Annotated in this window: 19 protein-coding genes and 1 pseudogene; 11 read left to right on the top strand and 9 right to left on the bottom strand. The window is 30.5% G+C overall.

Annotated elements, in window-relative coordinates; translation table 11 throughout:
* Positions 1 to 152: 152 nt before the first annotated feature.
* The 4 genes from lpdA to pepE all read right to left on the bottom strand — a co-directional run bounded on the left by lpdA (position 153) and on the right by pepE (position 3455).
* Complete coding sequence (lpdA, locus tag B4J88_RS01325; RefSeq protein WP_291065971.1) at positions 153 to 1553, bottom strand: dihydrolipoyl dehydrogenase; 1401 nt, start codon at positions 1551 to 1553, stop codon at positions 153 to 155.
* A gap of 118 nt (positions 1554 to 1671) precedes the next feature.
* Complete coding sequence (locus B4J88_RS01320) at positions 1672 to 2379, bottom strand: S41 family peptidase (protein WP_291049298.1); 708 nt, start codon at positions 2377 to 2379, stop codon at positions 1672 to 1674.
* A complete protein-coding gene (locus B4J88_RS01315; RefSeq protein WP_125349335.1) occupies positions 2369 to 2689 on the bottom strand; it encodes a hypothetical protein in 321 nt (106 codons plus the stop codon). Before B4J88_RS01315 ends, B4J88_RS01320 begins: the two co-directional genes overlap by 11 nt.
* A gap of 43 nt (positions 2690 to 2732) precedes the next feature.
* The gene (pepE, locus tag B4J88_RS01310; protein ID WP_286496298.1) at positions 2733 to 3455 is read right to left on the bottom strand and encodes a dipeptidase PepE; all 723 of its coding nucleotides are present in this window, start codon (positions 3453 to 3455) and stop codon (positions 2733 to 2735) included.
* A gap of 178 nt (positions 3456 to 3633) precedes the next feature.
* Between pepE and B4J88_RS01305 the strand changes: the two genes are divergently transcribed.
* The 9 genes from B4J88_RS01305 (at position 3634) to B4J88_RS01265 (ending at position 11783) form a co-directional block, all read left to right on the top strand.
* Positions 3634 to 4509 (top strand): hypothetical protein, encoded by an 876-nt coding sequence (locus B4J88_RS01305; RefSeq protein ID WP_291065969.1) that lies wholly within the window; start codon positions 3634 to 3636, stop codon positions 4507 to 4509.
* Between the two features lie 87 nt (positions 4510 to 4596).
* Positions 4597 to 5565 carry a fumarylacetoacetate hydrolase family protein gene (locus B4J88_RS01300; protein WP_219035164.1) on the top strand — a complete coding sequence of 323 codons (969 nt, stop codon included), beginning with the start codon at positions 4597 to 4599 and terminating at the stop codon, positions 5563 to 5565.
* Positions 5566 to 5574: 9 nt separating this feature from the next.
* Positions 5575 to 6453, top strand: coding sequence for a flavin reductase family protein (locus B4J88_RS01295; protein ID WP_291065967.1), 879 nt, complete (start codon positions 5575 to 5577; stop codon positions 6451 to 6453).
* 3 nt (positions 6454 to 6456) lie between these two features.
* On the top strand, positions 6457 to 7128 hold the full coding sequence (locus tag B4J88_RS01290; protein ID WP_221856593.1) for an NAD-dependent epimerase/dehydratase family protein: 672 nt from the start codon (positions 6457 to 6459) through the stop codon (positions 7126 to 7128).
* On the top strand, positions 7125 to 7307 hold the full coding sequence (locus B4J88_RS01285; RefSeq protein ID WP_125349329.1) for a YqaE/Pmp3 family membrane protein: 183 nt from the start codon (positions 7125 to 7127) through the stop codon (positions 7305 to 7307). The genes B4J88_RS01290 and B4J88_RS01285 overlap by 4 nt, the downstream gene beginning before the upstream one ends.
* Complete coding sequence (locus B4J88_RS01280) at positions 7304 to 7864, top strand: hypothetical protein (RefSeq protein ID WP_291065964.1); 561 nt, start codon at positions 7304 to 7306, stop codon at positions 7862 to 7864. Before B4J88_RS01285 ends, B4J88_RS01280 begins: the two co-directional genes overlap by 4 nt.
* A gap of 296 nt (positions 7865 to 8160) precedes the next feature.
* Positions 8161 to 8754 (top strand): hypothetical protein, encoded by a 594-nt coding sequence (locus B4J88_RS01275; RefSeq protein WP_221856584.1) that lies wholly within the window; start codon positions 8161 to 8163, stop codon positions 8752 to 8754.
* Between the two features lie 122 nt (positions 8755 to 8876).
* A complete protein-coding gene (locus tag B4J88_RS01270) occupies positions 8877 to 11147 on the top strand; it encodes a sensor histidine kinase (protein WP_291065962.1) in 2271 nt (756 codons plus the stop codon).
* A 3-nt stretch (positions 11148 to 11150) separates the two neighbouring features.
* Positions 11151 to 11783, top strand: a complete 633-nt coding sequence (locus B4J88_RS01265) for a response regulator transcription factor (protein WP_291065960.1) — start codon at positions 11151 to 11153, stop codon at positions 11781 to 11783.
* A gap of 414 nt (positions 11784 to 12197) precedes the next feature.
* Here B4J88_RS01265 and B4J88_RS01260 read toward each other — a convergent pair whose 3' ends face one another.
* Together B4J88_RS01260 and B4J88_RS01255 are read right to left on the bottom strand one after the other, a co-directional pair.
* Complete coding sequence (locus tag B4J88_RS01260) at positions 12198 to 13184, bottom strand: lipoate--protein ligase (protein WP_219035158.1); 987 nt, start codon at positions 13182 to 13184, stop codon at positions 12198 to 12200.
* Between the two features lie 126 nt (positions 13185 to 13310).
* On the bottom strand, positions 13311 to 15170 hold the full coding sequence (locus B4J88_RS01255) for a TonB-dependent receptor plug domain-containing protein (RefSeq protein ID WP_219035157.1): 1860 nt from the start codon (positions 15168 to 15170) through the stop codon (positions 13311 to 13313).
* 87 nt (positions 15171 to 15257) lie between these two features.
* On the opposite strand from B4J88_RS01255, the gene B4J88_RS01250 reads away from it, so the two are divergent.
* On the top strand, positions 15258 to 16739 hold the full coding sequence (locus tag B4J88_RS01250) for a PLP-dependent aminotransferase family protein (RefSeq protein WP_280037794.1): 1482 nt from the start codon (positions 15258 to 15260) through the stop codon (positions 16737 to 16739).
* 353 nt (positions 16740 to 17092) lie between these two features.
* Here the strand turns inward: B4J88_RS01250 and B4J88_RS01245 are convergent, their stop codons facing one another.
* A complete protein-coding gene (locus B4J88_RS01245; protein WP_286496307.1) occupies positions 17093 to 17548 on the bottom strand; it encodes a DUF4442 domain-containing protein in 456 nt (151 codons plus the stop codon).
* A gap of 305 nt (positions 17549 to 17853) precedes the next feature.
* Between B4J88_RS01245 and B4J88_RS01240 the strand changes: the two are divergent.
* Positions 17854 to 18758: pseudogene (locus B4J88_RS01240) on the top strand (DUF6268 family outer membrane beta-barrel protein).
* 37 nt (positions 18759 to 18795) lie between these two features.
* Here B4J88_RS01240 and B4J88_RS01235 read toward each other — a convergent pair.
* Entirely contained in the window at positions 18796 to 19509 is a 714-nt protein-coding gene (locus tag B4J88_RS01235; protein ID WP_291065957.1) for a LytR/AlgR family response regulator transcription factor, read from the bottom strand.
* 26 nt (positions 19510 to 19535) lie between these two features.
* Positions 19536 to 20141, bottom strand: a complete 606-nt coding sequence (locus B4J88_RS01230) for a sensor histidine kinase (RefSeq protein WP_291065973.1) — start codon at positions 20139 to 20141, stop codon at positions 19536 to 19538.
* Positions 20142 to 20239 lie beyond the last annotated feature (98 nt).

Genomic DNA, 20239 nt, shown 5'->3' with positions numbered 1-20239 from the left:
GGTTTTGTTAAGGAACGACTAATTAATATTGTGTCCCAATTTTCTTTGAATAAAGTCGTGATATTTTCCATTCTTGATGTTTATAAAGTTTAAAATTATAAAAAAAGCTGCTCTTACGAACAGCTTTTTAGAATTTATCTTAAATCTATTGATTAAGCGTGAATTGGACGATTGTCTGTAGCAGCTAAAGCAGCTTCTTTAATCGCTTCTGAGAATGTTGGGTGAGCATGAGACATTCTTGTTAAATCTTCTGCAGATGCACGGAATTCCATTGCTACAACTCCTTCCGCAATTAAATCAGCAGCACGAGCACCAATAATATGCATTCCTAAGATTTCGTCTGTGTTTTTATCAGCTAAAATTTTGGCAAAACCGTCTGTATCCATAGATGCACGAGCACGTCCTAAAGCTTTGAAAGGGAAAGAACCAACTTTGTACTCTACTCCTTCTTCTTTTAATTGCTCTTCTGTTTTACCAACTCCTGCAACTTCTGGCCAAGTATAAACAACACCAGGAATTAAGTTATAGTTGATATGAGGTTTTTGACCTGCTAATTGCTCAGCAACTAAAACACCTTCTTCTTCTGCTTTATGTGCTAACATTGCACCAGCAACAACATCACCAATCGCGTAAATGTTAGAAACATTCGTTTGTAAGTGATCGTTTGTTTTGATACGACCTCTTTCGTCAACCTCTACTCCTACGTTTTCTAAACCTAAAGATCCTGTGAAAGCACGACGACCAACTGCTACTAAAGCGTAATCTCCGTTAATTTCAATTTCTTCTCCTTTTTTAGAAGTTGCTTTTAATGTAACATCATTTCCGTTATTTACAACAGAAGTTACACCTGTAGAAGTGTGGAATTTCATTCCTTGTTTTTTCAATACTTTTGTCAATTCTTTAGACAAAGCACCGTCCATTCCTGGAATAACGCGGTCTGCATATTCTACAATTGTTACTTGAGAACCTAAACGTAAGTAAACTGATCCTAACTCTAATCCGATAACACCACCACCGATAACGATTAAGTGTTTTGGAACTTCTGTTAAAGCCAAAGCTTCTGTAGAAGTAATGATACGAGTTTTATCTGTTGGCGCAAATGGTAATTCAGATGAAACTGATCCTGTTGCGATAATTGTATTTTTAGCTTCAATTTCTTGAGTAGAACCGTCTTTAGCAGTTACAACAATATGAGTTGCGTCTTTAAAAGCACCTGTTCCTTCTAAAACATCAATATTATTTTTACTCATCAAGTATTTGATACCAGCTACGTTAGTATCTACAACACCTGCTTTTCGAGCAATCATTTGAGTGAAGTTTACTTTTGGAGCATCGATTTCGATTCCGTGCTCTTTAAAGTGATTTACAGCATCGTAATAGTGGTGAGAAGAATCTAATAAAGCTTTTGATGGAATACATCCTACATTAAGACATGTACCTCCTAAACTTTCTTTCTCGATAATTGCTGTTTTAAATCCTAATTGCGCTGCGCGAATAGCTGCAACATATCCTCCAGGTCCAGCACCAATTACGGCTACATCATAAGAACTCATATAGTTTTATTTTGATTTATTATTATAATTAATTTAAACTCTACAAATATAACCAATATCGAATAGATTTTCGTTATAAAATTGTAATGAATTTTGTTAGGAAATTGGGAAAAATAAGCTATTCTTTAATATCTGATTTGATAAAGTTTAAAATTTCATCTTCTGTGCACAATTCATAATCTGGCTCAATTCCATATGGATAAATGTTCTTTTTAGCATCCATCATATATCCAGCTGTTAAATTAAGCATATCGCCATTAGACAATTTTGTATTCGTATTCATAGTAGCTGCTCCCATCGTTTTCTTACCTAGAACTTTCACATTCGAAAGTGATTTTAACGTAATTAATGTAGCTTCGCCCGCACTACTTGTCCTATGATTAATCAAAACATAAATTTTCCTTGGATGAATTGTATTTATTATCGGATAATTAATATATCCTTTTGATAAATTATTAACTCCATTAAAAAAATATCCATCTTTTTTTGACCAAGGAATATCATCATTATTAATTTTAGAATATCCTAATACATTATCTTCAAAAAATGGTAATAAAGATGTTATCATTACCCAATTAGAACCTCCCGTATTATCTCTCAAATCGATAATCCAATAATTAGAATTTGCTTGTTCAGAAATAATTTTCAGATTATTGAAAATATAGTCTTTATCACTTATTGTTTTATTGTACCCATGACGCTTAATCCTAATATACGCAACGTCAGGAATTTTAGTTAACTTATTATTATCTTCTACTTTTAACAAACAAGCGCTATCAACTTTTGCTTTCGGAAAACGACCTGTTAATAACACTTTATCTTTCAACTTTTGCTTTCGGAAAACGACCTGTTAATAACACTTTATCTTTCGTAAGATAATGTGTATGATTATTTCCTAATAAAGTAATTGCCTCTACAATCGCCGAATCTTTCGATATTTTAGTTTTCTCGATTACTTTTTTCTCCAAATTCTCCCAATCAATTTTATCTCTATCGATAAAGCCTTTTTTCATGACAGAAAATAATTCTTCATAATCAGATGGAATCTCTGAAACTGATGATTCACTAACGATCTTTTCTTTACAACCAAATGTAAAAAGGATCAAAAAAATAAAAGAAAATTTATTTATCCTCATTGTTCTCTAAATTCATATTATGAAATTTAAAGATAAATGATTTTTAAATACTATAAACTTTTTCCTCTAAAATACCGGATTCAATTTCAATTGGTTGTTCGCTCTGTCTAAAAATTCGGGCCGATAATTTTCCTTTCAATTCCACTACTCCATTTTCTACACGAAGCCAACTTCCTTCTCTCAATCCAACGACAACTTGATGATTAAACTTGTGAAATTCATTGATACGAGTTTCTCTTGTTTCACCTTTATGTGTAGAATTTGGATCAGGATCCAAATAATGCGGATTAATATTAAAAGGTAAAAATTGTAACGCATCAAAACTTGGCGGATAAACAATCGGCATATCATTTGTTGTACCAATTGTTAAACCTGTCAAATTACTTCCAGCACTTGTACCAATATATGGTGTTCCGTTATGTACAGCACTTCTCAACTCTTCTACCAAACCAATTTCATACAACGTTTTTAGCAATAAAAATGTATTTCCTCCTCCAATAAAAATCGCTTTCGCATGCAAAATTGCTTCTTTTTTATTCTCGAAAGTATGCAAACCTTTTACAGAAACCCCAACCGTTTGCAAAGCATCTTTTACATTTTGCGTATATTCATCGTACGAAATTCCCGAAGGTCGCGCATAAGGAACAAAAATAATTTCATCAGATTGAATAAATTCTTTGATTTCATCTTTTATATATTCTAAAAAACTATAGCCGTGAATAGTACTCGTACTTATCACTAATAGTCTATCATTTGGGTTTATCATGTTATTGAATTTTAACTCAAAAGTAAGTTTAAAATAAGAAAGTAGGTAAAAAATTGACAAAAAATTATACCGAATTAGATTACTTTTGTGCAATTCTAAAAAAATAGAATTTCAAGATTTTTAAATCTGCATGAAAAAAATAGTACGCTTCATAATACCTTTATTCATAGTTGTCATTATGATAATAATTGGAATAGAACAAACACTTCGAAAAATTCCCAACGATTACAAATACAAAGCAGATTATTTAAAAGAAAATGGAAAACAAATAGAAACTTTGATTCTTGGAAGTTCACATACTTTTACAGGGCTCAATCCAAAATTATTTACCAATAAAACTTTTAATGCTGCACATTCTGCTCAATCACTAGATTTAGATTATAAAATTTTTGAACAAAATCGAAAATATTTACCCAATTTAAAAACCATTATTATTCCCATTTCGTATTTTTCGTTTACAAAACAATTGAATAATTTTAATCAAAAGAAATTAAAATATTATTCAATTTATTGGAAAATTGATATAAATAATAACGACTTTAATCTTAATTACGAAATTTTTTCAGAACCTATTGATGTTAATTATAATCGAATAAAAGATTATTGGATTCAGGATAAAAATAATTTAACAATAGGTATTAATGGTTATATAAAAAAGCGATACGAACCAAGTTGGAATGATAGTATTTACGCTAAAAAAACGTTTGAAAGACATCGTGCAAATTTAAATTCAAATCAAGTACAACGTATTATAAAAACACATTTTTATGATTTAGAACAAATTATAAAACAAGCAAAATCAAATGATATAAAAATTGTTCTATTGGCTACTCCTACAACCAATTTATATAAAAATTATGTCATAAATACACCTCAATATTTCAACTTAAAAAATAATATTAATCGCTTATCGAAATACGATAATGTCGTTTTCATCGATTATTTTATTAATAATAAAGATTTCAATAAAAAAGATTTCAAAAATTCAGATCATCTAAATGCAAAAGGTGCTGATAAGTTAACGTTGAAAATAGATTCTATTATGAATAAATAAAATAAGTTCTATAAATTTTCTCTTTTTTTCTTCACTTATTTCAACATTAAAATCATCTTCGTATCTTCACCTCTCAAACAACAAATAATGAAATTCGTTACTTTCTTAGACAATCGACAAGAAAAAGTAGGTCTTGTTTTGCAAGACTCTATCTATGATTTGACACAGATTAATCACAACTTACCCTCTACCCTAATTGATATTTTAGCTGATGATGATTTTTCACTTATAATTTGTCAACAGATTACAAACGAAATCAATCGTGGTGAACATAAGAAAGCTCTAGTAAAAGAGCCTCAAATCTTGGCTCCAATACCTCATCCTTCAAGTTTTAGAGATGCGTATGCGTTTCGTCAACATGTAGAAACTTCTCGGTTGAATAGAGGTTTGGATATGATTCCAGAATTTGATCAATTTCCTGTGTTCTATTTCTCTAATCATCAAGCTATTCAAGGTCCAGGAAAAATAATTGCCATGGAAAAACATTTCAATCGAATGGATTTTGAACTTGAAGTCGCTATTGTCATCAAAAAAGAAGGTATCAATATAAAAGCAGAACATGCAGATGAATATATTGGTGGTTTTATGATTTTGAATGATTTAAGTGCACGTGCGTTACAAATGGAAGAAATGAAACTGAATCTTGGTCCTGCAAAAGGAAAAGATTTCGCTTCGATGTTTGGTCCATATTTAGTAACACCAAACGAAATCGAAAAATACAAAGTTGAGCCTAAAGAAGGACATATCGGAAATTGTTATGATTTAGAAATGTCTTGTTCAGTCAATAATATTGAAGTTTCTCATGGAAATTTCAAAGATATGCATTGGACTTTCGCCGAGATTATCGAACGTATTTCGTATGGTGTCAAACTTTATCCTGGTGATATTATAGGGTCTGGAACGGTTGGTACAGGTTGTTTTCTTGAATTGAATGGAACTGGAAAACGTCAGAATCCAGCTTATAAAGAACAATGGTTACAACCAAATGATACTATCGAAATGTCTGTTACAGGATTAGGAAAATTAGTAAATTCTGTTCATCTTTATACCCAATAAACTCAACTTATGCAACATACAAAATCTTTTGAGCCAAATACAAGTCAATTTAATGACATTTTCAAACACGCTATTTCTCCACGTCCTATTTGCTTTGCAAGTACGATAGATAAAGACGGAAATGTAAATTTGAGCCCATTTTCATTCTTCAATATGATGGGACAAAATCCGCCTATTTGTGTATTTTCTCCACTTCGAAAAATGAGAGATGGATCGACAAAGCATACATTAGAAAATGTTTGGGAACACCCTGAATGTGTAATTAATATTGTCAATTATAACATGGTTCAGCAACAATCGTTGGCAAGTGTGGAATATCCAAAAGGTGTAAATGAATTTGTGAAAGCTGGTTTTACAGAATTACCTTCAGAGTTGGTTAAACCTCCTCGTGTAGCAGAATCTCCTGTTCAGTTTGAATGTAAAGTGCGTGAAGTAATTTCTGTTACAGATCAACCAGGTGCAGCTAATTTGGTGATTGCTGAAATTGTGCGCATGCATGTACAAGAGGATTTACTGGATGAAAATGATAAAGTTTCGCCTTATGATTTGGATTTAGTTGCTCGTATGGGAGGTGATTATTATTGCCGAGTTATTCCAGAATCGATCTTCGAAGTCGAAAAACCTACGCGTACAATTGGTTTGGGAATAGATCAACTTCCTGACGAAGTGAAAAATTCTAATTATTTAACAGGTAATAATTTAGGTCAATTAGGAAATGTAGAAAAATTACCTACAGATGAAATGATTCTTAATTTCAAGGAGCAATTGACAGAACGATTAGATATTCAAAAGTTTAAATCAGCAGAGGTTCGTCATCAAGTTGCTGCAAAACTTTTGGAACAAGGAGATGTAAATGGTGCGTGGTATTGGTTATTAATGAAAATTTAAACCATGAACAAAACTGCATTGGTTTTAGGAAGCTCAGGTTTGATTGGTTCTCTTCTCTTAGAAAAGTTATTCAATCATCCTGATTATTCTACTATTATCACAATTGTTCGAAAACCTCAACAAATTAATCATCCAAAATTGATTGAAATAGTTACTGATTTTAATTCGGATATTAATTTAGATGATATTGAAACGATTAATTCTATTTTTTCGTGCTTGGGAACAACACGAAAAAAGACGCCTGATTTAGATGCTTATCATAAAATAGAAGTCGATATTCCAAATCAATTTGCAAAACTTGGGATTCAAAAAGGGTTAACAAAGTTTCATTATATTTCGGCAATTGGTGCAAATGCGAACTCGTCCAACTTTTATTTAAAAATGAAAGGCGAAGCCGAAGAAACTTTGCAAAAGAATAATATCAAACAATTGTTCTTATATCGTCCATCTTTGTTGATAGGAAATCGAGCGGAATATCGTTTGGCTGAGAATATCAGTGCAAAAATTTTCCCTTTGATTAATTTCTTTTTACGAGGAAACTTATCTAAATATAAATCAATTGAAGCCGAAAAAGTTGCACAATCACTTCTTGAAAATGATTTACAATTAAACTCTGAAAAAGTTTCAGTTTTATATTACAACGAAATAATTAATTCAATAAATACAACACAATGATCATATTAGCCGTACTCTTACCTTGGTTATCATTCATTTTAAGAGGAAAAATAATACAAGGCGTTATTTGCTTAATCTTACAAATCACCTTAATTGGATGGCTGCCAGCTGCAATTTGGGCTGTTGCATCACTTTTGGACGGACGAAACAAAGCAAGAATCAAACAATTGAATAGATGATAAATCAATATAAAATAGCAAAAGATTCTATCAATTTGTACGTCACTTTAGAAATTAATCCTTCTAAAAGGAGAAAATTCTTTTTGTTCTTTTGCATTTTATTGATGATTTCAATTCCGATTAGTTTAATCACAATAATTGATTCGGAGCCGCAAAATTTCTTTGTTCCAATTTCTATAATCAGCTTCCTTATTTTCTATTTTATTATTCGATATTTTCTGTGGAATATTTATGGAAAAGAGAATATTATTATCAATAATAAGACAATTAGTTATAATCGAGATTTTGGTTTATATCAAACAAAATATTCTTCTATTAAGTATTCAAAATTAGATTTTGCAATTCAGAAAATTAAAAATGAAAATGATTTAGATGTTGGAGATTTAGTTTTCATTGATTATTTAGAAGATTCTCAATTACCAGAAGTTATTTTTCAGACTTCGATATTAATACCAATTAAAGATTTAAAGAAAATTCAACAAGAAATTGAATTGCATTTGTTTGATATTGACAAAGATAAATTAGCAAGGAATTATATTGTTTTCTCGCAAAATTGAAATAATTTTTAATAAAAAAGACAACTAATTAAGCTGTCTTTTTGCGTTATTTATGTTCATAATAATTTAAGATTTTATCTTCTTTCCCATCATTATTTTTATCACGATATTCTATCAACACCAGCGTATTTTCATCTACTTTTTGATATTTGTACACAGTTGTTATTCTTGTACCATTAGTTAAAATAAATTCGTTATTTCTTTTATTTACGATTTAATCTAGTAAATTCAATAATTATAGTGAGTTTTTTGAATAATTTTCGAGATAATTTAGCAGTATCAAAATTGAAAAGAAGATGAAAAAAATAATGGTTCTAATGGTTTGTAGTCTTTTGGTTTCTTTTGGAAATGCGCAAGAATATACAACTAACAATCTTATAATAAAACAAGGAAATAAAACATTTAACATTGATAAAGCTGAACAAACAATTACGCTTCGTCCTGAAGAGTTTAGTGTTGAATATCTAAATAAACCTTATCAAGAGAAGAAAAATCTGTTCTATGCTGCACAAGCTTTAGTTACTGATAGTTCGGCTGATGTTAATTTACAGGAAGGAATAAAAATAGAAAGCATTCCATATTTTGAATCTGGTAGTGGTTTTGCTACAGAAAAAAATCAAGTAATATATTATCCATTTTTATCGTATGATGGACATCAATATTTGTATTATATTTCAAATAATGAAAAACGTGTGGATAAAATTGGAACATCAGGAAATTGGGATATCTACAAATGGACATTAAAAGGTGTTTATCAATACGACGCTGAAATGGATTGGAATATTTACGACAACGATCAAGTACATATTGCTTTAATTATTGATCGAAATTTAGACGGAATTCTTCAAAAAGGTGAATTCTTTAACATTCATATTAATTTTAAGAAATAACAATAACCTATACCACAACCTACCTCAGCTTATGTGCGAACTAAAACAGTCTGCGGATTGTTTTAGTTTCTTTGATTCTACAAAAGACATTATATTAGCTCAAATAAACTCAACATCACAATATGTTAAAAAGTAACAGTGCTTTAAAAACTCTTTTTTTTCAACTTATAGTCATTATTTTATGCGCTATTAGTGGAATTGCTAATGCACAGGAAGTACTGATTAATTTTGAGAATCAATATAATAAAACGGCTCCTAATTCTATTGAACGATACGAAATAACCGGAAAATATGCGCAAGCTTTATTGTTTAATAATCAAAAAGAAAAAGCTTTCGCTGTTCTGAAACAAAATATTTCGAGCGCCGAAAAACTGAGTGATGGAAAATATGCTGCTTATTTACATGCTGTTTCTGCAATGAATAATCGTATTGATGATAATTTGAGTGCAACAAACTATAATTTGCAAAAAGCAATTTATTACAGCGGACGCACAACTGATTATTCAACAAAAGGATATGTTAAATATTGTGAAGGATGGTTGAATTTAAGAAACAATGAAGATTCTAAGGCTGTAAAAAATTTTATTGATGGGCTTAAATTTCTAGATAAAGCTACTATTACGCCAACTGTTCTTACACGAATGAGTTCTATTTATAACGAATTGACTGGAATTTATTCGAGATGGGATGATTACGAATTACAAGAAAAGTACAGCAAACTTGCTTTAGATGTAGCGCTTAAACAAAATAATCCTAATCTAATTTTTACTTCTTATATGTCGATTGGATACATGTATGAACAAAAATTTATGCAGAATGAAAAGAATATTTTTGTACGAGATTTAGCCGAAAAATATTATTCTAACGCAATTAATACGTATTATAAAAACAAAAATGAAATGGCTACCGCAACAGATTTGTCGTTTGTTGCTATTAATCTAGCCAATTTATATCTTCAGTTTTATCCAAAAAACTATCAAGGAAAAGTTATCAAATATGCCAATTTAGCCAAAGAAATAGGAGAACAAAATAATCAATCCGATCACGTTGCCGCTGCTAATGGTATTTTGGCGGAGTTATCTTTGCAAAATAACGAAGTTTCTACAGCAAAAAACTATTTACTCAATTCGCTTATCAAAGTCAATGAAAACACCGTTCCAGACAAAAATATTCTGCTTTCGCTGTATTTGAGTTTATCTGATATTGAAGATCGTGAAGGAAATTACAAAGAAGCCTTGCGTTATTATAAATTGTACACTTCCACTTACAAAGAAGTGTATGATAATGAGCAAGCGCAAATCAGCAAACGTTTGGAAGCTCAGTTTGATAAAGAACGTCAACAACAACAAATGATTCGTTTGCAATTAGAAGCCGAGAAAAAAGAACAACAAATTCAACTAATGCATTCGTTAGGAATTCAACAAGAACAAGAATTAGAAAATTCTAGATTAAGTGAAGAATTTCAACGTAAACAATTAAAATTAACTCGATTAGAATCCGATAAACGTTCTCAAGAATTAACGATTTCAGAACAAAATTTAAGGCTTTCTAAACTCGAAAATAAAAACAGAAAAGATGAATTGGTTAATTATATCACCGAGCTTAATTTCAAGAATAAATTAAACAAATATTATATTTTCTCCATCATTTTCTTTATTGCCTTACTTGGTTTATTGCTTTATGCTTTAAAACAACGTAACAAACATCTAAAACAGCGCGAAGAATTGTACAAGTTGGAAATAGAACAAGAACGTCAAAATTCTAAAATCTCTACGTTAACGGCGCTTCTTAATGGCGAAGAACAAGAACGCGCTCGTCTTGCACGCGATTTGCACGATGGTTTGGGAGGTTTACTTTCTGGAACAAAAATTCAGCTTACTCATCTGAACGAAAAAATTGACAATCATTCCAAAAAAGATATGGAAAAATCTATTCTGCAATTGGATAGTGCTGTTGATGAATTGCGTCGTGTAGCTCATAATTTAATGCCAGATTTGTTGTTGAAATATGGATTGGAAGAAGCCTTAAAAGAATACGCAATCCGCATGTCGAATGAGCAATTGGATATTGATGTTCAGTTTTTGAGTTATACCAATTCGCTCGACAAACAACATCAGTTATTGGTATATCGTATCATTCAAGAATTGGTTAATAATGCCATTAAACATGCGCATGCAACACAAATTATCATTCAATTTGTAGAAGATGAGAACAATTATTCTGTTACTGTTGAAGATGATGGAAAAGGTTTTGATATGAATAATACAAAATTGACGCAATCAGCAGGTTTACATAATATTCAATCGCGTGTTGAATTTTTAAAAGGACAACTAAATATACATTCAGAAATCGATTTAGGAACAAGTATAGAGTTCCAATTTCCTAAAATATAACTTATGATAAAAATAGCAATCACAGACGATCATCCTTTATTATTAGAAGGTTTGCGAAATATTTTGAGTAATCAACCAAGTTTACAAGTGGTCGATTGTTATGCTTCGTCTCAACAATTACAAGAAGCCTTAAAAACCACAGAAATTGATATTCTTTTGTTAGATATCAATTTATCGGATACCAATAGTATTGAATTGATTAAACCTTTCAAGAAAAAATATCCTGAAATGCACATTATTATGTTGAGCGTGCACAATGAATACGCTGTGATTAATAGTTGTTTGGAAGAAGGTGCATCTGGTTATATTCAGAAAAACGCTTCTGTTGACGAAATATTAGAAGGGATTAATTCTATTTTTGATGGAAAGAAATTTCTTTGTTCACAAACTAAAAATGTGATGAATAAGAAAGAAAAAGATGGTTTGAATACGATTCCGAAATTGACACGTCGCGAAAAAGAGGTTTTAATTGAAGCTGCACAAGGATTAACAACACAACAAATTGCAGATAAATTATTTATCAGTACACATACAGTTGACAGCCATCGTAAGAATTTGATCGAAAAATTTAAAACATCAAATTTAAGTTCAGCAATCACATCAGCCATAGAATATGGATTGATTTCAAAACCTTAAAAAATACCTATAAATAGGGATATTTTAATTCTAAAATTTTTATCAATTTTGAAAAAGAAATAACAACCTATATTTCAACCGACTAAACAACCCAAAATAAGATTACTAACCAATTCTTATTACCTTAACTACATCTATTGAAAAATCGCTTAGTTCTCTACTTAAGCGATTTTTTTTATATTACTAATTAACTAAAAGTCGTGAGCTCTTCCGTCTTTATTTTTGCAAAAAACTGAGAAATAGGAAGGTTAAAATTAGATCAAGTAAGTTTTCAAAACGATTTTTCATCTAAAATGTAAAAAAACAAGTATCCAGAAAGGATTCAACAATTTCTTAAGAAGAAACAGAATTTTTTATCTAGAAGTAAAATTGAAATCAAAAAACCAAACTTTCATAAAAATTTGGCTTATAATTTTATCGAAATAATTCTAAAATTTCGTCTACTGTAACCTTTCCAAAATAATCTGTTACATCAATAGAATTCAGAACTTTTGTAATTTCTTCTTCGTTATGTTTAACACCAATTAGTTTATTTTCTAAACCTTCAATCGGTTCTGAAGCGAAGAAATCACCAAATATTTTAGCTTTTTCAATTATTCCGCCTCGCTCTACATCCAAGTGAACTTCAATAAAACCTGCTGGAATTTTCTTTGCATTTTTGAAATTATATTTTGGTGAAAAACCAAAATTCCAATCCCATGTTTGGTATTTTTCTTCAATCAATTTCGCAATACCATTCAAATCTTCGATTGTTAAATGATAAATTGTCGCTCCTTCATTTGTTTCTAACATTTCATCAATCAACAAAGCTTTCAACTCGTCCGTCGTCATTTCATTTGGAAAATATTCGATCAAATTAATCACACGTGCACGATTAGATTTGATGGCTTTATCCACATATTTTAATGGATTAATTTTTAATGCATCGCCTAAAACTGACATGTCCGAATTAAAAAGTATCGTTCCGTGTTGAATCATTTTTCCATTACGAGCCAATTTTGCATTTCCACTAAACTTTTTACCATCAACTAACAAATCGTTTCTTCCTTCCAATTTTGCAGGAACATTCAAACTATTTAATAATTTGATGATAGGCTCGGTAAATGTTGAAAAATCCATAAAATCATTCTGTCCTAATAATGTGTGAAAAGAAAAATTTAGGTTCCCTAAATCATGATAAACAGCTCCACCACCCGACATGCGACGAACAACTTTGATATTATTCTCAGTCACATAATCCAAGTTAATTTCTGCCAATGTATTCTGAAATTTTCCGACAATTATTGACGGAGCATTGATATACAGCAAAAAAATATCTTCTGTTGGATAGTGGTACAATAAATATTCTTCTAAAGCTATATTGAAATACGCATCATGAGATGGCGAATCGATGATAATCATACAATTTATTTTTGCAAAGTTAGGAAGAAATTTATGGAATGAAAAAGAGACAACTTTCCTAAAAAAGTTGTCTCATCGCATTTATAATATAAACTATTAAAGAGAATATTAAATGTTTGTCATCATCTAAATCCCTGTAAATTTAATTCCTAAACTCATCCAAGTTGTTGGCAACGGAATGGCTCCAGCTTCGTTATACGTAGTATTAAAAATGTTTTGTGCATCAAAATAAATACTCAAATTATTTTTGAATGAATGATTAATTCTTGCATCAGTAATCCAATAAGATTTATATGATTGACGTGTATTATAACGATTCGCTAAACTTAAAGTAGTTCTTCCGATTGCATAATCTATTGTATTGATTAACTGATGTTTTAAACTTTCTATTTTATATTTAGAATTGTATTGATCATCAACATTTTTAAACTCAGGATCAAGATAAGAATAGCTCAAAGAAAATTTCAAACTCTGGTTCGCAGAAAGGTTTGCTAAATATGAAACCTTCGTATTAAATCCATGTGTTCTCAAATCTCCAAAATTTTGCGCTTGCCAAGGTTCATTAGATGTTAAACGTACCCAATCGATAAAATCTGTGATCGAACGATAAAAATAATAGGCATTAAACGTCCAATTTCTTTTGTTGTATTTGAAACCAATTTCTGTTTGAAATGCCTTTTCAGATTCAACATTTGCATTCCCTATATTTCCTGGTCGTTGATCCAAATATAAATCTGTAAACGAAGGAATTCGCTGGCTTGTACCTGCATTTACCATTAATTTCAAGTTCGAATTTACCGCATAACTCGCATCAATTCCTGGAAATGCTTGCCAACCATATTGAGAATTATAGTTAACATACGTTCCTATATTTACATTCAGTTTTGGTGTAACATCCGTTTTATATTCTGCATAAAATCCTATATTATCGCGTGTATGATTTTTGATACTAGTTGATGAAATTTGCTCATTTCGGTATTCAACTCCTATTCCAATTTGATCTTTATTCAATTGATAGGTCGAATTTACTTCTCCCGAAATAGAATTTGAGTAATGCAGAGAACGTGCTTTACTCAAATCATTTTTATAATAGCGATAATCATCAAAATTGTAACGATAACTCACACGTGGTGCTAACGAAATTCGATCCGATAATTTATGTTTTGACTGAATGTTAACTAATGTTGTTTCAATCAATTCTTTCGAATTTTTATCACCAGGCGAAGCATAAAAACCATTTGCTCCAAATCCATTTTTTACATAACCATACGAAGCAACTAAACTATTGGCATCATCAAACTGAAAGTTTCCTTGATAATACAATTTATTGTTCTCGTAAGCCGTATTGTATCGGTATCCATTTCCCCAATCATGGCTCACATACAACTGATGTTGATGCGTATCTTTTGCCAAATTCGCACCAAGTTGCACACCTCTACTTGTGTAGGTGTCACCTGTATCTTCGGTATCTTTCTTAAAATTTGTTCCAAAATAGGTATTCGCATAAACGCCCGTTTTCTTTGGTTGACGCGTGACAATATTAATAACACCTGTCAAACTATTATTTCCGTAAACACGAGCAGCCGGACCACGTACCACTTCAATTCTGTCAATCGCTTCTAGGGGAATGGGAAGATTTAACGCATTATGAGCTGTTTGATGATCCATAATTTTTACTCCATTCAACAAAATCAATGTTTGCTCAAAACTTCCGCCATCCATCGAAATATCAGCTTGCGTTCCAAACGGTCCTCGTTGACGCAAATCTATTCCAGATGCATACTGCAACACATCCTGTAAAGAACGTGCAGGTAATTTGTTTATTTCTGATTTACTTAACACATAAATGTTTCTATTTTCTTTAGAAAGTGGCGTATTCAGACGGTTATCTAAAATAGAAACTTCACCTATTGCAATGGTATCATTCGCATTTTGTGCAAAAATACTTTGTGCAGCTAAACACAATACCATAGTAATCTTCTTCATTTTTGACTAATTATTTAATTAATTGAGTTAAATCTGATGCGAAAGTAGTACCTTTCCGACCTGTCATAATATACCAGTTTACAGATAATGAATAGTCCGGCTGAAATACCATACAAAAGTTTTATCAAAATCGAACGCAATTCGGATACACCGATTTATCTTCAATTAGCGAATCAACTGGCTAAAGCTATACAATTAGGCTATATTCCAAGTGGAACAAAATTACTTGGAACGAGGCAATTAAGTGAGATTTTAACACTTCATCGCAATACAATTGTCAATAGCTTTCAAGAACTTGAAGCCCAAGGTTGGATAGAAATCGTTCCAAATAGAGGAAGTTATGTATTGAGTCACGCCTCTCAACAGTTTCAGAAAACGATTGTTCCAAAACAGTTTTCAATCAATTTGTATCCTGATAGAACGGGTTTTCAATTTGAACAATCGATACTTTTGGATAATCCGTACGAAAATTTTAATCAACGATTATATTTAACAGATGGATCAATCGATCATCGGTTAGCAGAATTAAAACTTCCTGCTAAATTATATTCAGCTATTTTAAAACGAAAAACTTCAATTTCAAAAGTAAATCATTCCAAAAATGATTATTTTTTAAAGAATTTAGCGAATTATCTCAATTTAACACGAGGTTTACATATTTCGAAAGAAAATATTTTGGTAACGAGAAGTTCGGAAATTTCACTTTTTTTAATTGCTGAAATTCTACTAAAACAAAATGATTTTGTCGCTGTCGCAAATTTAAGTTACTATAAAAGTAACATGATTTTTCAGACACAATTTGCTAAAATCAAACAAATAAAAACGGATCAATTTGGAATTGACACCGATGATTTAAGAAGATTATGCGAGCAATTTCCGATACGAATTGTTTACGTTACACCGCATCACCATTATCCTACAACGGTTACATTAAGTTCGCAAAGAAGAGTTGAATTACTACAACTTTCGCAGGAATTTGGTTTTGCAATTGTGGAAGATGATTACGATTTTGATTTCCATTACAGCAATCATCCAATTTTACCTTTGGCAAGTTCGGATCAAAATGGAATGGTTCTTTATACTGGAAAATTTGGTCATTACCTTGCACCAGGTTACCGAATTGGATTTATTGTAGCACCGAAAAATCTAATTCTTGAAGCGAAGAAACACTTATCAATTCTTGATCAACAGGTTGATCCATTTATCGAACAAGTTTTAGGTGAAATGATTAGTGAAGGTGAAATAAATCGAATCCTAAAAAAACATCGTAAAACCTATCGAGAACGACGCGATTATTTTTGTCAGAAATTGAAAACGGAATTAAATGATTTTATCAGTTTTACTAGTCCAAATGGAGGTTTAGCTGTTTGGATTAATTTTAATCAACCTATAAATTTAATGGAATTAAAACGAAATTGTTTAAAAAATGAATTGTTTATTCCACAAACAATTTTATATCAAACCCAACATCAAACTGGAATTCGCCTTGGATTTGCGCATCTAAATTTTGAAGAAATAGATGAAGTAATTTCAATTTTGAAACAAGAAATCACAAAAAAAGCTGAATAAATTTCAGCCTTTATATTTTTATGTAGGATTAATTACAATTAATCTAAAATCAATGTAATAATTAATTCCTATAAAATAAATCAACGCTAAAAAAGCATAAATTATAAATTGTTTTGATAGTCTGATTTTGAATTTTTTTAGCATAATTCCAACCAAAAAATTAAGTATAATCAACTGTAAAACAACTAAAAATGAATACTGAATTATAAAATACATAACACTAGAAAAATTTACAATACGAATTGAACCATAACTTTTGTAGGATTCGTGAAGAAATAATACTAAACAACTTACAAAAGAAACAATAAAACTAAATAGTACAGAAATTAAAAATGTTTTAAGTATTGGTTTCATTATTTTTTATCTCTCAACTTGAATGTCCACGTAAACTGAAACTCTGAAACAATATCTCCTTCCTCGTCTACGCCTCTACTTGTCACATTTAGCGATACACCTTTCTTCGTTTCGATCGCTTCTTTTATAGCTGCGTCTATTTTTTCTCCATCTTCGCAAGTAAACACAATTTTACCAATAGCTTTTTTCAAATACTTCGATTGCATTCCCAAAACCAACATCGATATATCTTCACCTGATTTAGAAATCTTAGCATTTGCCATCAAACCAGAAGAAAATTCTGCTGCCATTCCTTGCACCGCCCAAAACATACTTTTGAACGGATTTTGATTAAGGAATCCATATTTTACTCGTATCGAAACTTTATTTTCTTCCCACGATTCCAAACGAACTCCAGCAATCCACGCAATCGGAATTTGAGTTGTCAGTATATTTTTAAAAAATTCTTTGTTCATATTCTCATTATATCAAAAAGGGTTAATATAATAAAAGTAAATGTTTTATTTGATTTTCTTCAATTATTGAAGAAATTAATTCTAAAGTTATTTATTCATTACGCCTTATTCTACTAGGAGGAGAAGATGCAATTCATCGATATTTAGAGCGCAAAAAAGTAATCAAAAAACTCTTGTCTTTCATTCTCGACTTTAGATTATAAATAATGATATCGTTCTTCTATCACCGTATATCAATCAGGAATAGTAATTCGTCAATTAATTTATTTTTTTACTATTAAAACTCCTCTCTTTGGCAAAAAAAGATGAAAAAAAACATTTTAATTTCCGCGTTTAGTTTATTGACTACTTTCTTGAATGCACAAAATAAAATTGGAGGTCAATTAAAAATGGAATATGTTCCATTTTCCAATTATATACGTCCAATAGATAGTTTAAAAACAGATTCTAAAAGCGATTTCAAAAAAGCAGAAGTGAGTTTGAAAATTCCTTTATATACGAAAGAATTGAAAGATGGAAAATATAGCAACTGGTCTTTGCTATTTAGTACTGCATATGCAAGAATGAACAATAAAAATTATGAAGAACAATTATTTCCTTCAGAAATGTTGAATACTCAAATTGGTTTACAATACTTTTCACCTATTAGTTCTCATGGTCTATTTTGACAATGGCTTCAGTAGGTATTTACACTGATATGGAAAATATATCTACCGATGATATTTTGGGTCAAGGAGGTGTTTTATTTATTAAACATTTTAATCCAAAATTAGCTTTAGGGTTAGGACCTGTATTATCGAATAACTTTGGAGTTCCTATGGTAATGCCAGGAATTTATTTTGATTGGAAAACTGGAGGTGACAAATTCAATGTGAATATTAATTTTCCAGAAGGTGTAGAAGCAGGTTACCAAATGACAACAAACTTTGCTTTGAAAAGCGTGGTAAATCTTAGTGGAATGGTTGCTGAAAGATCCAAAGAAGGCAAATCATTATTAGTAGGTTATCAGCAAGTTGTTGCTGGTTTACGTCCTGAAATAAAATTGAGTAATTCGCTAAAACTCCAATTAACAGGAGGAACGACTTTGGTACGATCTTTTTCTGAAAATGAAAGAAACTTAAAGAGTCTTTTTAGAAAGAAGGAAATTGCAGATCCTCGTTTTTCGACAACCTTTTATTCTGCGCTGAGTTTACGTTGGAACTTACCTTAATCACATAAAACAGCCTCAAAATTTATTGAGACTGTTTTTATTTACTAATTAATTTTTTATAAACAACTTGATTAAGTAACTCATCCTTTTTATTCCTAGAAATAGGAAGTTCATGTTTGCCAATATAAATTCGACCTCCAGAAATTATCTCTATATGTGTAACATTCACTAAGAAAGATTTATGTATTCGAAAAAAATGATTCATTGGTAAAGATTCTTCTAATACTTTCATGGTTTGGTGAATTAGAATAGATTTATCTTTGAAATGTAGTTTTACATAATTTTGCATACTTTCTACATACAGAATATCTACCCAAGAAATTTTGGTAAAAGTATCTCCTTGTCGTACATATAGAAAGGGATCATTGAGAATAGTTCCATGCTTTATTTTTTCGTTAAGTAAAAATATTTGATAAGCTTTATTAACAGCTTGATAGAATCGGTTGAATGCAATTGGTTTTAGTAAATAATCAACTACTTGCAATCGAAATCCTTCAAGAGCATATTCGGAATAAGCGGTAGTGAAAATACAAAGTGGTGGATTTTCGATTTGTTCCAAAAATTCGAGACCAGAAAGATAAGGCATATTAATATCCAAAAAAATTAGATCAATTGTGCTTTCTGTAACATATGTAGTTGCTTCTAGAGCTGTTGAACAAGTTTGTATAATTTCTATAAAATCAATTTGTTCCGCCATATCTTTGATATGCTGACGAGCCAAAGGTTCATCATCAATAATCAAGCATTTCATTTTTCTTGAAATTAGATGTGTTGTAGTCATGTTGAAGATAAATTAATAGTTAAATAGACTTTATATAATTGTCCATTTTCAGTAATATTTAATTGATAAGTTTCAGGATAAATTAAATTTAGTCGCTTTTTTACATTTTGTAATCCAATTCCACCTACACTTTTAGATTGAATAGGAATTTTAGCATACGTATTTTCGATACTCAAATGAATTTGATTGTTATTTTCGTTAAAGTTTATTTTGATAAATCCTTTATAATCGGGAACTCTACTTACATGTTTAAATGCATTTTCTATAAAAGGCACCAATAACAAAGGAGCAATCATCGCTTTTTTATTCATTATGGTGAATGAAGTGGAAACATCAATTTCATTGCCCCAGCGTAATTTTTCTACATCAATCAAATCCTTTAAATACTGAATTTCATTCTCTAACACGACTTCGTTTTTGTTGCATTCATAAAGTTGATAACGTAAAATATCCGAGAATTTAAGTAGTAAGAATGAAGCTAGTTCGGTATCCTTTTTCAATAAAATATGAATATGATTCAATATGTTAAACATCACATGAGGATTAACCTGATCTTGTAATAATTTGAGTTGATTTTCTAAATGATCTTGTTGAAGTAAAATATGATCACGCTCAATTTTTCCATGTTCTTGATAAAAACGAATTCCACAAGCAGTACCAATTATTAATAAAGATGCAGGTGTCGTACTTCATGACTTCG

The organism is Empedobacter sp. UBA5036, assembly GCF_002415215.1.
Lineage (GTDB): Bacteria > Bacteroidota > Bacteroidia > Flavobacteriales > Weeksellaceae > Empedobacter > Empedobacter falsenii_B.
This window is presented reverse-complemented; position numbering and strand designations above follow the sequence as displayed.

Excerpts from the sequence above, each read along its gene's own strand:
- lpdA (WP_291065971.1), bottom strand. The coding sequence starts at position 1,553 with ATGAGTTCTTATGATGTAGCCGTAATTGGTGCTGGACCTGGAGGATAT.
- B4J88_RS01315 (WP_125349335.1), bottom strand. The coding sequence starts at position 2,689 with ATGAGGATAAATAAATTTTCTTTTATTTTTTTGATCCTTTTTACATTT.
- pepE (WP_286496298.1), bottom strand. The coding sequence starts at position 3,455 with ATGATAAACCCAAATGATAGACTATTAGTGATAAGTACGAGTACTATT.
- B4J88_RS01305 (WP_291065969.1), top strand. The coding sequence starts at position 3,634 with ATGATAATAATTGGAATAGAACAAACACTTCGAAAAATTCCCAACGAT.
- B4J88_RS01300 (WP_219035164.1), top strand. The coding sequence starts at position 4,597 with ATGAAATTCGTTACTTTCTTAGACAATCGACAAGAAAAAGTAGGTCTT.
- B4J88_RS01295 (WP_291065967.1), top strand. The coding sequence starts at position 5,575 with ATGCAACATACAAAATCTTTTGAGCCAAATACAAGTCAATTTAATGAC.
- B4J88_RS01290 (WP_221856593.1), top strand. The coding sequence starts at position 6,457 with ATGAACAAAACTGCATTGGTTTTAGGAAGCTCAGGTTTGATTGGTTCT.
- B4J88_RS01285 (WP_125349329.1), top strand. The coding sequence starts at position 7,125 with ATGATCATATTAGCCGTACTCTTACCTTGGTTATCATTCATTTTAAGA.
- B4J88_RS01280 (WP_291065964.1), top strand. The coding sequence starts at position 7,304 with ATGATAAATCAATATAAAATAGCAAAAGATTCTATCAATTTGTACGTC.
- B4J88_RS01275 (WP_221856584.1), top strand. The coding sequence starts at position 8,161 with ATGAAAAAAATAATGGTTCTAATGGTTTGTAGTCTTTTGGTTTCTTTT.
- B4J88_RS01270 (WP_291065962.1), top strand. The coding sequence starts at position 8,877 with ATGTTAAAAAGTAACAGTGCTTTAAAAACTCTTTTTTTTCAACTTATA.
- B4J88_RS01265 (WP_291065960.1), top strand. The coding sequence starts at position 11,151 with ATGATAAAAATAGCAATCACAGACGATCATCCTTTATTATTAGAAGGT.
- B4J88_RS01260 (WP_219035158.1), bottom strand. The coding sequence starts at position 13,184 with ATGATTATCATCGATTCGCCATCTCATGATGCGTATTTCAATATAGCT.
- B4J88_RS01255 (WP_219035157.1), bottom strand. The coding sequence starts at position 15,170 with ATGAAGAAGATTACTATGGTATTGTGTTTAGCTGCACAAAGTATTTTT.
- B4J88_RS01250 (WP_280037794.1), top strand. The coding sequence starts at position 15,258 with ATGAATAGTCCGGCTGAAATACCATACAAAAGTTTTATCAAAATCGAA.
- B4J88_RS01245 (WP_286496307.1), bottom strand. The coding sequence starts at position 17,548 with ATGAACAAAGAATTTTTTAAAAATATACTGACAACTCAAATTCCGATT.
- B4J88_RS01235 (WP_291065957.1), bottom strand. The coding sequence starts at position 19,509 with ATGAAATGCTTGATTATTGATGATGAACCTTTGGCTCGTCAGCATATC.